The organism is Thalassoglobus polymorphus, assembly GCF_007744255.1.
Lineage (GTDB): Bacteria > Planctomycetota > Planctomycetia > Planctomycetales > Planctomycetaceae > Thalassoglobus > Thalassoglobus polymorphus.
In genome coordinates, this window is sequence record NZ_CP036267.1 from 1 (window position 1) to 13597 (window position 13597).

At 49.6% G+C, this 13597-nt stretch carries 7 protein-coding genes; 4 read left to right on the plus strand and 3 right to left on the minus strand.

The genetic code is table 11. The features are described from left to right. Positions 1–1023, plus strand: coding sequence for a helix-turn-helix domain-containing protein (locus tag Mal48_RS00005; protein WP_197441929.1), 1023 nt, complete (start codon positions 1–3; stop codon positions 1021–1023). A 70-nt stretch (positions 1024–1093) separates the two neighbouring features. Here Mal48_RS00005 and Mal48_RS00010 read toward each other — a convergent pair whose 3' ends face one another. Next, entirely contained in the window at positions 1094–1471 is a 378-nt protein-coding gene (locus tag Mal48_RS00010; RefSeq protein WP_145194944.1) for an SET domain-containing protein, read from the minus strand. 192 nt (positions 1472–1663) lie between these two features. Between Mal48_RS00010 and glnD the strand changes: the two genes are divergently transcribed. The 3 genes from glnD (at position 1664) to Mal48_RS00025 (ending at position 6857) form a co-directional block, all read left to right on the plus strand. Further along, the gene (glnD, locus tag Mal48_RS00015; RefSeq protein ID WP_145194946.1) at positions 1664–4369 is read left to right on the plus strand and encodes a [protein-PII] uridylyltransferase; all 2706 of its coding nucleotides are present in this window, start codon (positions 1664–1666) and stop codon (positions 4367–4369) included. 180 nt (positions 4370–4549) lie between these two features. Continuing rightward, complete coding sequence (locus Mal48_RS00020; RefSeq protein ID WP_145194948.1) at positions 4550–5665, plus strand: glycosyltransferase family 4 protein; 1116 nt, start codon at positions 4550–4552, stop codon at positions 5663–5665. 43 nt (positions 5666–5708) lie between these two features. After that, the gene (locus Mal48_RS00025) at positions 5709–6857 is read left to right on the plus strand and encodes a tRNA-queuosine alpha-mannosyltransferase domain-containing protein (protein WP_197441930.1); all 1149 of its coding nucleotides are present in this window, start codon (positions 5709–5711) and stop codon (positions 6855–6857) included. On the opposite strand, the gene Mal48_RS00030 is transcribed toward Mal48_RS00025, so the two are convergent. Together Mal48_RS00030 and Mal48_RS00040 are read right to left on the minus strand one after the other, a co-directional pair. Continuing rightward, entirely contained in the window at positions 6844–8097 is a 1254-nt protein-coding gene (locus Mal48_RS00030; protein ID WP_145194952.1) for a L,D-transpeptidase family protein, read from the minus strand. The two genes, Mal48_RS00025 and Mal48_RS00030, sit on opposite strands and share 14 nt — an antisense overlap. A gap of 844 nt (positions 8098–8941) precedes the next feature. Continuing rightward, the gene (locus tag Mal48_RS00040; RefSeq protein ID WP_145194956.1) at positions 8942–13408 is read right to left on the minus strand and encodes a bifunctional serine/threonine-protein kinase/formylglycine-generating enzyme family protein; all 4467 of its coding nucleotides are present in this window, start codon (positions 13406–13408) and stop codon (positions 8942–8944) included. Between the last annotated feature and the right edge of the window lie 189 nt (positions 13409–13597).

The window sequence follows — 13597 nt, forward strand, 5'->3', positions numbered from 1 at the left end:
GTGGTGACTCCACTTCGTCAACATGATCAGCATTCGTTTCTGGTTCTGCCAGAGAACAGATTCGCTGTTGCCGCGATTCAACGCCTGGCAGCGGTGAAGCGTCAACGAACTGTTCAATGTGTGACGTTGATCGGTCCTCCGGGGACGGGGAAGTCAAGACTGGCTCGCGAGCTGATTCGTAGTTGGGAGGCCTCTCGCAGCGACGCAAAAATCGTTTCTGTGACAGCATCTGAGTTTGCTGCACAACTGGCTCAGGCCTCCAGCGAAAGTGCGATTCATCAATTTCAGCGGCGTTATCGACATGAAGTTTCGCTTTTCATCTGTGAAGATGTGCAGTCACTGACTGGCCGGAATGAATCACAACAACAATTGGTCGCTGCGATTGACGAGGTGATGTCTCAGGGAGGGGCGGTTCTGCTGACCTCAACCCTCATGCCCTCTGGCATTCGTGGACTTTCGTCACGCTTGGCGAGTCGCATTCGAGGAGGTTTGTGTGCCGATATTACGCTTCCAGAAGTTTCCAGTCGTCGGAAGTTGCTGAATCATTTCCTCTCTACAGAATCGCTTCGCCTGACAGATGAGGACGTCCTCGAAATTGCCAAGTCTTATCAGGCATCACCGAGAGAGTTGGCTGGGATACTTCAGCAAATCAAGACCTTGCAGAAGACAAAGGCTGGACAGTTGATGAGTGCCCCTGAACTCATCGAGGCACTGCACATCTCACGGAAATACTCGTTGCCAGAAATCGCCTCAGCGACTGCAAGGGTGTATGGAGTTCGGGTCGTCGATCTGAAAAGTCCGCGCAGATCGAAGACGATTTCTCAGGCCCGCCAAGTGGCAATGTACTTGACGCGAGAGTTGACAGATTTGAAGTATCAAACAGTCGGCGAATACTTCGGGCGCGGCAATCACAGCACTGTGATTCATGCTTGTAAAAAAATCGCAACTCAACGGAAAGGCGACCCTGTACTTTCTCATCATATTGAATCGATCGAAAAACGGCTGTTGAACAAGATGTCCTGAAACGGCTTCATGCGTTATTTCAGATTGCTCGCCTGGCCGTTTTGCCGATCACTGGTTAGCCGATCACTGGTTAGTCGATCACTGGAAAGTCGACTTCTGCATTGTTGTCCGGATCTCCGTTGTAGTTGACGGTGATCTCTTCGCCTTGCTCGATATCGCGAATCGCAGAGAAAATTTTCGTTTTGCGACCAACATCGTCGTACCGTGCATTCGGTTTGTAACTGTGGTTGTATATCGAACCGTAGCCGAGCGCGATGGCAGATTTTTTTTCTGTATAGACAAACGCATAGTCAGCTAATTCAGAGTCGGCAATTTCGTCCCATGTCACAAGGAGGATCGGGACTTTTTCAATCACTGATCCTTTGGAAATGAACTGTTTGGCGAAAACTCCACGTCCTTTTTTGGGGCTGTTGCGGACTTCAATAAAATCTGGATGACTCAGAGGCATTCTTATATCGTTATTTTGGGGAGGTCTGAAATTCTGGGAATCCGTGGTGGGAGAGGTATCTTCTCGAATTCGTAGACTGTTTCAAGTATCACTCTGGTAGAACCATGATCTTCTCGCGAGAATAACCAAGTCAGATCCTGAATTGCGCGCCTCGCAGTGACTTCATGACGCAACATAATTGCATTCACCTCTATGTTTGAACCGTTGAAAGATTTGAAACACGTACTCACGGAGCGGAAGACTCGAATCGCTGCCATTCGGGAGAAAGCAAAAACGCTCTTTGAGAACGGTGTCCCCGGAATTCAGATTGCATCCGTCATTAGCGATGGGTTCGATGAATTTCTTTGCAGACTCGCTGAAGAAACCTCCGCTCAGTTTTCTGAAGAGTGTCGTGAAAAAATCCCTGAACAGGGAGCCATTGTGGCGATCGGAGGGACCGGTCGCGGTGAGATGGCCCCCTATTCCGATGTCGATTTACTGTTTCTGAGTGGCTGGACAGTGACTCCAGAGTTTCGCGAATTTGTTGGAGCTTTCGTGCAAAATTGCTGGGACTCCAAAATTCAGCTCGGACATGCCACTCGAGATGTGGCGACTTGCGTGACTCTGGCAAGGCAAGATCCTCAAATCGCCACGCCGCTTGTTGAAGCACGTCTGTTGTGGGGGAATGAGTCTCTTTACAACCGCCTGATCGCGCAGTTCAAACAGCGTGTCTTGTTTTCCCGTCGCCGAAAGTTTATCGAAGATTGTCTCGAAGCTCGAGAAGTCGGTTGGTCAGAATATGGCCCTCCAGCTCAAGAACTCGAGCCGGATATTAAATCTTCCTCGGGCGGCCTGCGAGATTTGCATCTCATCCGCTGGATAGGCTATGCCCGCTACGGTGTGAAAGATATTGACTCTTTGAAGCTGAAGGGTGCGCTGACGAAGGAGGATGCTCGGAAGCTGAAACAGGCCTGGGAATTCCTGACAAAGTTGCGGATCGATCTGCATTTGAGTAGTCAAGGAGCGCATGACCGGCTGACAAAAGATGAACAGCTTCGAATCGCCAGAGAACGTGGATTTCCAGGCAATGAGCGTCAACGTCCTGTCGAAGAGTTCATGCAGGAGTATTTCCACCATAGCTCAGAACTTGCCAACATCACACGGAGATTCGTGGCGATGGAGCGTCCACGTTCCATGGCCGAACGAACTCGGGATGTTGTTGTTGGCCATCGTGCCGAAGGAATGTTTTATGTGGGGGCAGATCGCATTGAAGTTGCAGACCGGTATCTAAAACGTGTCTGCAAGGATGTTGAGTCAATGCTCAAGCTCTACAGGGCAGCAGCACTTTATGGAGTTCTCCCTTCCCCTAAAGTCGCCGAAGCAATTAAGGAAAATCTTCCCGAATCCCTTCCAGAGATTTCAGCGAACGCTTCGAAAGCATTTCTGGAAATCTTCCGATGTACTTCGGCACTCGGTCCAATTTTACGAAGCCTTTTTGAAACTCGATTGCTGGACCTTGTCATTCCGCAAACGACCCATATTCGCAACCTTTTGCAGTTCAATCATTACCATCATTTCACTGTCGATGAGCATACGCTGCGAGCGGTTGAAGCGGTGACAAGTTTTGAAGATGACGAAGGACCGGTCGGGGCAGTTTATGACGAGATTCGACATAAAGAAGTCCTGCACTTAGCAGTTTTTCTTCACGATATCGGCAAGGGAATGGGTGGCGATCACAGTGAGATCGGTGCCGAAATTGCTGGCGAAGTTGGACGTCGTTTGTTGCTTCCGAAGCACCAAATCGAGCAAATTCAACTGCTGGTCAAGTTGCATTTGGAAATGGCAGATATTGCGTTTCGTCGCGATATTACTGATCTGGATCAAGTTGTCAGCTTCGCTCAAAAAATCGGATCGCCAGATGTTCTACGTATGCTTTACGTGCTGACTGTCGCAGATGTCACAGCCGTCGGACCGGGAACCTGGACGAGTTGGAAAGCAAATTTGCTCACCGAGTTTTTTGATCGCTGTCTCGTAAAGTTAAGTGGGAAGCGATACGGATTTCACGAGCAACAACGGATTGAGGAGACAAAACAGAGTGTTGCGAAAATTCTTGAACAGCGAGATGAAGATTTCTGTTCAATTCAGTGGATCAGCCGACAGCTCTCTGGTTTTTCAGCCTACTATTTGACATGCACTCCCCCGAAGCAAATTGCGGATGACCTCGAAGTCATTCAACGCCTCGGAAAGAAGAACGTTGAAGTGATTGCAAGCTGGAACCCTGAGATCAGCTCAATGGAATATCGTGTGATTACGGGCAATCCAAATTATCAGTCGGGGTGCTTTCACAAAATGACCGGAGTGATGACCGCTAAGCGGCTGAGTATCCTTTCCGCGGACATCAACACAACGGCGGACGGATTCGTCATCGATAGCTTTCGGGTTGTTGACCCGGATTATACTGGTGAACCTCCGTTGTCTCGAATTCAAGACGTCGCCAATACGCTACGCTCTGTTCTCAGCGGAGACACTTCTGTTGAACAGTTGTTTGTCAAAAATAGCCGTTTTGGAGATGCTGTTCCGGAGGCACCAATCTCCGAGCTTCCACAGCGGGTGCAAATCGACAATGACTCTTCCGATACGCGAACAATTTTTGACGTCTTTGCGACAGATCGACCGGGGCTATTGTACACGCTTACAAAGGCACTTCACGATTTAGACGTCTCGATCGATATGGCAAAAATTTCGACACACTTCGATCAGGTGATCGATGTCTTTTATGTTCAGGAACTTGATGGGACGCGAGTTCGTGGCGGCGAACGACTTGAGCAAATTCGCTTAGGGTTGCAACAGGCTCTCGATGACTTCGATACCGGAGGGCACCGGCGATTTACTCCCAACTCTGGATTCGCGTCGCGGTGACCATTCCGGGGAATTGATGATTACTTGTCCCAGATTCGTCTCATCGAATGATGTTCTTATTCAACAATTGAGGCCAGTAGTATCGAACTCAGTAGTCTTGAGGCCAGCAAAGTTGGGTTCAGTAGAGTCGAGACCAGTAGAGTTGAGAACTGCGAGCTCGACGTCAGCGAAGAGTGAAAATTGAAACGTATTGGTCTGTTATTTGAATACACAACTTTGAATGGAGGAGAACAGTCGATTCTCGCCGCCATCAAAGAGCTCCATCGCATCAAGTGCGATTTCGTTGCTCTTGCGCCGAGTGAGGGACCACTCATTGAGGAACTTGCTTCACAAAACGTCCCGGTTGAGAACCTGCAGCTTCGTTCGGAAACCGGAGAACGCATTTCGCAGCGCGATCTCATTCGACAACTTCGAAAAGTGATCAAGACACATCAGCTCGATTTGCTCCATGCGAATAGCTTGACGATGGGGAGAATTCTCGGGGGAGTGACCAGTGAATTACCAGTCCCGACAACGACTCACATCCGTGATATTATGTCGCTGAGTCGAGCTGCAATTCGCGATTTAAATCAGCATGCTCGGCTGATGGCAGTCTCTCATGCAACACGCGACTATCACATCGCTCAAGGTCTTCATCCAGATCGGGTCGAGACGTGCTATAACGGAATTGATCTGAAACTCTTCTCACCAAGCTCAGCGACAGGTTCTCTCAAGCAAGAGTTGGGGCTTCCGGAGAACGCGAGACTCGCTGCCACGATTGGGCAAATTTGCTTGCGAAAAGCACAGGGGGATGTCGCTGATGCTGCCGTGATTCTGAATGAGCGATTTCCCGATCTGCACTTTTTATTGATAGGCGAACGGCATTCACTCAAACGCGAGAGCCAACAGTTCGACGAAAAGATCACGCAGACCTTTGAAGATGCCGGAATGGGAAAACGTTTGCATCGCCTCGGATACCGCAGCGACATTCGCTTGATACTGAATGAAATTGACCTCGTTATTCATGCGGCTCGGCAAGAACCTCTCGGACGGATTTTGTTGGAAGCGGCTGCTTGTGAAGTTCCAGTTGTTGCAACGAAGGTCGGAGGGACGAGCGAGATCCTCACGCATGAAGAATCTGCTCTCCTGGTTGAGTCGGAAAATCCCACTGCGATTGCGGAGCAGGTGGAGCGGTTGCTCGATTCTTCAACTTTGCAACAAAGACTCGCAAAGCAAGCCCGGCAAGAAGTCATTGAACGGTTTGATATTTCCAGCAATGCCGACAAACTTTTGCAGAGTTGGGCGAACATCTCTTGATGTCGAGTCGCTAAAGTACAAACAAAGTGTGGCGTTGAACTCCATGAAAATACTGGCTCTGAATCCGTTTCATTCTGGAAGTCATCAAGCGTTTCTTGATGGCTGGGCACAAAAGAGCCGTCATGAGTTGACATTGTTTACGCTTCCGGGGACCCAGTGGAAGTGGAGAATGCGGCACGCTGCGACATCGTTTGCATTGCAGATTCGAGAAGTTCTTAAAGCTGAACCGCAGTCGTGGGACGTCATCTTTACGACCGATATGCTCAATGTGGCCGAGTTAAAAGGACAGCTTCCGGAGTCGATCCGATCTTGCCCGGTCGTGCTGTACTTCCATGAAAATCAATTTGAATATCCAACACGTCTTGAAGGTGGGCAGGCTCAGCGAGATGAACATTTCGCGTTTACGAATTTTATCTCCCTGTTGAGTGCCGATCAGGTTTGGTTCAACTCAAATTACCATCGAGATAATCTTTTGAATCATGTGCGAAACCAACTCTCCCGGATGCCGAAGCTTGCTCGGACTGATGCCGCTCGCTGGAAAAGCGAGCTCGAGAAAGTTGAGCAACTTGCAAAGGTTCATACGCCGGGGATTGAGTGTCGTAGAGCGAGTTTTTCCTCCGACGGACCAATTCATCTCTGCTGGGTCGGTAGATGGGAGCACGATAAGAATCCGGAGCAATTCTTTGAAGCATTGCGTCTGCTGCGTGCCAGCGGGGTGGCCTTTCAGCTCAGCGTCTTCGGAGAATCGTATCGCAATACGCCGGAATGTTTCAGTAAAGCGCGTGAAGAATTTCAATCGAACATCGTCCATTGGGGCTTTGCAGAATCGAAGGAGCGGTACTTCGAGTTGCTTGCGCAGGCCGATGTGGTGGTCTCGACAGCAATCCATGAGTTTTTCGGAATCGCCATTTTAGAGGCAATGAATGCCGGTTGCGTTCCGATTCTACCGCAGCGATTGTCGTATCCCGAACTCGTCAGAGATGAAACCCGTTTTCTCTATGATGGAACAACAAATGATCTTGTCGAAAACTTAGGGGAACTGGCTCAAAGAAAACTCGATTCCTTGGCTGCTTTCCAGGCTGATCAACGTTTCGCTGTGAAGTTGTCTCAACGTTTCGAATGGGGAATTGCAGCGGAAGCCATGGATGCGGAAATTGAGTTTCTTCTCGCAAGCAAGCTCAGCGACGAATGATCACTTCTGAACCAACGGTGAGCAAGTCGTAAAGGTCAGCGACATCCTGATCGTGCAGCCGAATACATCCGCGCGAGTCTGCTTTGCCAATGGAATCTGGATCGATGGTTCCATGAATTCCGTAACCTTCAAGAGTCCCAGCTTCGTCACTGATGGCCAGCCAACGTTCTCCAAGTGGATTCGTGGGGTCATCGTTTTTAATGACGATATCTGGCCCGTAATAAATGGGATCGACGACTTTGTCGGTCACTTTGAATTTCCCGATCGGCGTCGATCCATCCTTGCCGATTCCGACCGGCATGCGGACCACGAAGTAACCATGAGCGTGGACGGTCACTTCAAATCTGGTCAAGTCAACAACTGCACTGAAAGGACCTTGAATGACCTTCAGCTTCTTGCCAGCTTTGATTCGTTGAGGGTCAACACGATTGATTTTCGAGAGGTATTCCCAAGAAACCTGATGTTGCCTGGCGATGGTTTCGAGGCGATCACCAAACTGGATTTCGTACGGTTCCATGTAGTGGGGATGTGGTTGGAAATAAATCCTGCGTGACAACAGGTTTAGCCGCTGCCAGAGTTGTCGGCGTCGATCCGGGTATTCCCAATACCAGGTGGAGAGTGTCCGCAATGCGGCAACATCGTCCCCCGATTCGATGAGCTGATCGACCTCTGTGAAGTCGAATTGAGCTGGTACTGCTGGAGAAATGACTGGCAACTCTGAAGAGGCTTCGGGCTGTGTTCTGAAAGTGAGTTCTGTTGAAGAGCGATCTTCACCACCAGAATTGCTCCCCAGATTTGTCTGTTGAATACTTGTTTGTTCGATTTGATATCCGTTCTGTTGGATACCACTTACCGTTCGGACTTCTAAATCACGGGTGGATGCACTGGTCCCGTTCATCGCCTCGCTCGTCTCGCCGCCGATTTCACTGATTGGCTGAGCTGCACGGTTTTCGGGAAGTGTTTCGTCGAGAGGCTCCTCAGACTGCTGCGGTGCCATCGCAACATCACGATTTGCATCTGAAGATTTTTGCTCAAACTGATCAGGAACTCTGACTATTGAACCATTTTGAGGAGGGGGAGGCATCGTTTCGTCAGAGATTGCTGGAGGAAGATTCGCAGTCTGTGGAGATTGAGAAAAAATTCCAAATCTCCAGACTGCAACGCCTCCGGCACAGACCAGAACAGCGAACCAGAATTGAAAAGTTTGCAAAGGATGTCGACGTGGTTGATACTCAAACATAAGCCGCTCGCGACGACAGAAGCCGTATCTATTCCGCGGCCAAATTAATATGAAGGATACGCGACTGTTCACCGCGGAGAGTTGAAGCAGTCATCCTTGACTTGATAAACACTTGCGAGTTTCTTGCGTCCGTGAAGAACGCATTTTTCTAGAACTGATCCTGAAACCTGACTCTGTTCGCTCAAACACTGAAAAAAGCGACCATTCCACAAGTCTTCAGACTGGTTCTAATAAAATTGCTGTTCGCCACGAGGCAGAACCTGATAACCAATTCGAAAAATGCTCTAAAGGCGTGGTTGTATCTCTGTCTGAATCGCAACCGTTTCCAAATTTTGTTGGGTTTCTATGCGAATCTCAAAATCAAAATGCCCTCACTTTTGTGGCCGCAGGAATCGCTGAACTCTGATTCGGAACGGGTTGCGCAGGGACGTTGAAATAGGCATCATCCCGCGATATTGCAGGTTGCCGATTGAGTTTCCACAATTGATGCGGCTGCACCCACTCCATCATTTGGCAACCACTTGCCAAACAACAAAGAGAGAGTGAAATCATGAAGTAGCGACGCATGGGAATCCTTCCCAGCTCGTGAATAATTGAAATGAGTGAGGGGAGAGTGAGGAAATGAACCGGAAAGCTAACGCAAGTCACGTTTTGTGCCAAGAGGAAAATTTGATTCAATGACAAATCGTCTTTGCATAGTGCAGCCGCTCGCGGTTTGAGCGTCAGAGGGACATCGCATTTTGATAGCGAAGGACCAGGGAGTGAAACGAAACCTTGGTTTTTTCAAAGTATTTCATTGGAATGAGAGATTCGATGTAGGACGAAAGGGGCGTCGAATTCGAAGTTACTGGGGGTTCTCCGGGTGGCTGAGCGTGCGGGCGATGCGAAATCCAAGGTACGAAAACGTCCCACCTTGCCCCATGACGATTCGGCTTTCTGATTTTAATGATCCGATTGGCATATCTGATGAGAGATGTGACTGGAACGTGCCACCACGAAATGGGATTGCGTATCGAAAAGAGCGATTCATCTTCAAGTTTCGAACGACGTCGTCGTGATTGTGACACCACTCTCCGATGTTGCCGCTCACGTCAAAGAGTCCGAGTTGGTTTGGTTTCAACAATCCGACAGGATGGACTTGGCTGTTTGAATTTCCGATGTGCCAGGCGTAGTGGTTGATCAGTTCGTCTGTTGATCCAAAGTGGAAAAAAGTGCGACTTCCCGAACGTGTGGCCAGTTCCCATTCTCTCTCTGTCGGAAGCCGGTACCCCTTACGTTGGAGGTAATCGGGGCGAGGCTGGAGATAGTTTCGGACGACTTCATAACACAAGTCGTCAGCACCCATGCCTGACCGTTTTGTCAGCCAGTTGCAATACTCCATCGCATCCCTGATCTCGATGTAGCCGGCTGCGGAGTCTGGTGATGTGTTCGGTTTGATTATTGATTCGTAATTCTTTTGGTATTCACAGAAGTCTTTGACGGTGACTTCTGTCGAGGAGATTCCGAATGTCCAGTTCACGGAAAGTAGATTCTTTTTCTCTCGTGAGGTCAGTGTGCGATGTTCTGCTGGGGGAACGATCATCGTGAAGCCAGACTCAGTCGAATACCATCCCTGAGAGATTTTTTCGGCGTCACGTGCAGATGTCGATGGGACTGAAGGTGTCTCTCCGAATTTCTTTAGCACCCACTGTGACGAGGAATGGACTTCAGGGTCAGGGTCTTCGATGAAAAGTTTCGTTGAGGCCTGTTTGAGTTCATTCTGTTGCGCCGTCGTAAAATGGTGGGGTTCGAGCGAACCCAAAACTTGGAGAAGACCGGCGGTGAGATCCGGGTTGTCTGACTTTTTAAGATGTGGGAGCAAGCGTTCTGGGTTGACTCGACTTCCAGCCAGCTTGTGCACGAGTTCGCTACGAAGTGATGGATCAGATTGGCGACGGAAGTAAGGGAATGGAAAGTCTGTTTCCCCGAGATGTACGAAAGCAGCGAGCAAGTTGGTTTTGGATTTCTGGTCGAGTGATTCCGGGTTGTTTTCAACCTGTCGCCGCTTTTGATCGAGCGATTGAAGATGAGCTTCGGGGATGTCGATGATTCCGTCTATGAGAGTTGAAAGTTGTTCGTCATTGGCGCGTAGGAGAAGTTCCGAGTAGGTTGCGGGATCATCCCGCAAAAAGATCGACAGAATGAACGCAGCTTTATTGAGATCGGTCTGGGGCCCTTGAGCATCAAAGATTCTCGTCAGCTTTTCAGTCAGGTGTTCCTGGTAAGGGCTTAGCCAGTTTGTCCAGGTCTCGAGGGAAACCCCCGATTTGGCGATGAGTCCATCAACAACTGCCTCGCTGATGGCAACTTGAGTCTCATCGTTGTGCAGACTCGCATCCTGATTCGTAGCTAACAGAGCACAGGCCGCTTGAAAACGCATCTCAGAAGGGACTGTTTGAGACCGGAACAGGTCCGTGTATGAATCGAGTGGAACGTCATATTCATCCAGTAATGCAGTGAAAATCCGAAAGTTCTCGAACGAACTTTCGGGCAGTTGTCTTTTCAGTTCGGCTGCAGCCTCTTCTTCGTCGTTGAGGAGAAGCAATGCAAGTCGCGCTTTTGAGGCGGACCCTGAAGTGGAAGCCTGGAATTCACGGAAGACTTGGTCCTTCATGCGCGGAAGTCGCTCTTCAATGGCATCCACGATCATCGGGACATTTTCAATGTTTGCCTGCTTGAGTTGCACCAGCAGTTCCGTGTCTCGTTGTTTTCTCAGGTCGAGCGTCATCAGAGTCCCCAGAACTGCAAGAAGGATGGCTGCAGTCAAGGTTCGGGTGGCAATTTTTCGGAGAGCCGTTTTCATCATTTCGGACTCAAGCGATGACCACTCCGCGGGTAGGGTTCCAGAGCGGATGTAGGCGACTTCAAAAAGTCCAGGAAGTTGCCGAGCTTCTTTTTTCAGGCTCCAAAGAGAGGCATGGTTTCGGAGTTTTTGCCTGGCCCGTCCGGCATGTGTCTGCAGCTCTTCTTCTTCCAGCCAACTTCGGATTGAGGGGACCAGATAGTCGTGCGTCAACTGGTAGCTGATCAGATCTTGATCGTCATCTCCGTCTTGATGAATCGGTGATATGATTCGCAATTCGCTGTCGAGGGTTTCAATGAGTTGTGCAAAGCGTTGCGGTTTATTTTCGTATCCGCATACCTCTTGTAACTCTTTGAAGTTCAGTCCCTGACCTTTCAAATTGTTGCCTTGTTCCGGGAGTAAAGCACTGAGGAGTTTTTTTATCGCGGGAATCATCGGGCGATATCGGCGTGGACAGACTTCCGGATCGAAACGTCGTCGCAGGTAGGTACGTCCTAATGCTTTAAAGTCATCAAGATACCCGATCGTTTCGGAACTCCACGGTAACTCTTTGGTGATTTCAACAAACAGAGCAAGCCAAACAGGAGCGACGCGACCGTTCGATTGGATCAGCTCGACACCTCGTTCAATGAAGGCGGCTTTCTCCGGATCTTCCAGATCCCCTTTCTTCAACAACGTTCCAAATTTGGTGAGCACCGTTTTGGCATGCTCTATTGTGAATTCCGGGACAGCCATGGCATTGTCTCCCTCATTGAGAGAGGCTTCAACAACGCGCATGAACTGTGAGAGTTCGACCCAGTAATCATCACGGACGATGAGTAAGCACTGAATGGAGTGCCCGTCACATTGACGCAACGCTTGCACAAGTTCTTGATCAGAATCGATTTGCCGACCTTGCAGCCATTGCTCAAACTGATCGATGACGATGACGACTTTTTGATTCGCGTGCGGAAGTGGACGCTTTCGGATTCGACGCGTCATCTCCGGCAAGTCGGAGACTGCTTCTAAGTCGAGAAAGACTTTCTTCAGTTGAGCGGCGAGATCGATTTCTGTTTTCTTCTCCGACGCCTGAATTAAAACGGGAGTTGCAATTCCGGCAAGCTTTGGGACGAGGGCGGCATTCACCAGAGAAGATTTTCCGCTCCCTGTCGCACCATAGATGACACCGATTCGAGGTTCACAATCAGGATCTCGGCCATCCATACGGTTCAGCCAATACTGAACCTGCTGCGGGTGGCCTTCACTCGACAGTTGCCCAGGAAGTAATTCACTGAAGAACTCTGCGTCGTCTTTTCGAAAAGCCCGCAACCCTCGGTAGACTCGATTGATTTGCCCTTCTGATTCGGGCTGTGCGGCAGGGTTTTCCAGAAACTTTTCAAGTTCAATTTGCAATTCGCGAGCGGAGGAGTGACGTTCGGAAGATCGCCTTTGTAGAGCTTTCGAACAGATTCGATCTAAAGCGACCGGGACATTCGGTTCGAAATCACTGGGGACCGGGGGCTTTCTCATCCATTCTGTTGAATTGTCTGCAAAGCGATCCCCAAACGGACGCACGCCGGTGAGCATCTCAAAGAGAACGACTCCCAAGCTGAAGATGTCCGAGCGGGCAACGATCAGGTGTCCATCCCCGCTGAGTTGCTCTGGACTCATGTATGCCAGGGTCCCCGCGACTTCACGATTTCGAACGACTTCATCCTCATGGATTGCCAGTCCGAAATCTGTCACATAGGGAATGTCATCGACATCAATCAGGATGTTTCCGGGCTTGATGTCTCTGTGCAGAATCCCATGTGTATGCATGTGATGGATGGCTTCAGCGATTTTTGCGACGAGTCTCACTGCAGTTTCGATTTGAAACCGTTCCACCTTGAGGATCTCAGCTAAATTCCGTCCCTGAATATATCGAGAGATAATGTAGACCTGACCATCATCGGTCAGCCCGGAAGCATGGACCGGAACGATATTTGGATGTCCCATTTTTGCCAACAACTTGGCTTCCAGGCGATAGCGTTCCGCGTCACTTTCTGATTTCACTCGCGATGGGTGAGAGACTTTAATGGCGACCGGGCGATCGAGGTGTTCGTCCCAGCATTTCAGAACGACTCCAAACGAGCCGGCTCCAATGCGATCCAAAACGCGGAAATGACCGATTCTCTCTGGAAGTTTATGCGAGTTGCCATCGTTGAGGACAGCGATTGTGGACGTCTCTCCATACGGCCAGGCACGATGCGTCAGATCTTTTGCGAACAGTTGTAGCTGCAGACACTCTGGCTCGTTGACAAAGTCAAAGTTCGAGTCTTCTTCGGGAAGTCGATCCATGGAGATGGTGTGACTCCCTAAATCCAGCGAGGCGATGCGAGCAGGACATTCTTCGCAGACTTCGAAATGCTGCTCGACTTGAAGGCTGAGCTCCTCCTCAAGACGCCCCTTGAGAAACTCAGACAATTGCAGGTCTGACGGACAGTTCATCTTAGCCCTTCATGTCCAAATCGAAAATAACACACATCTTGAACATCGGTGACACCGCGACAATTAAATGATCTGATGTATGAATGACTCGCTGACAATGGAATTTCCAGCTGGAAATTCACTGTGAGTCATGTTGAACAATGAAATTGCTCAACCCACGATTTGAACCAATTTTAGGCCGCTGGTCGA

Coding starts and splice junctions, on each gene's coding strand:
- Mal48_RS00010 (WP_145194944.1), bottom strand. CDS start 1,471: ATGCCTCTGAGTCATCCAGATTTTATTGAAGTCCGCAACAGCCCCAAA.
- glnD (WP_145194946.1), top strand. CDS start 1,664: ATGTTTGAACCGTTGAAAGATTTGAAACACGTACTCACGGAGCGGAAG.
- Mal48_RS00025 (WP_197441930.1), top strand. CDS start 5,709: ATGAAAATACTGGCTCTGAATCCGTTTCATTCTGGAAGTCATCAAGCG.
- Mal48_RS00030 (WP_145194952.1), bottom strand. CDS start 8,097: ATGTTTGAGTATCAACCACGTCGACATCCTTTGCAAACTTTTCAATTC.
- Mal48_RS00040 (WP_145194956.1), bottom strand. CDS start 13,408: ATGAACTGTCCGTCAGACCTGCAATTGTCTGAGTTTCTCAAGGGGCGT.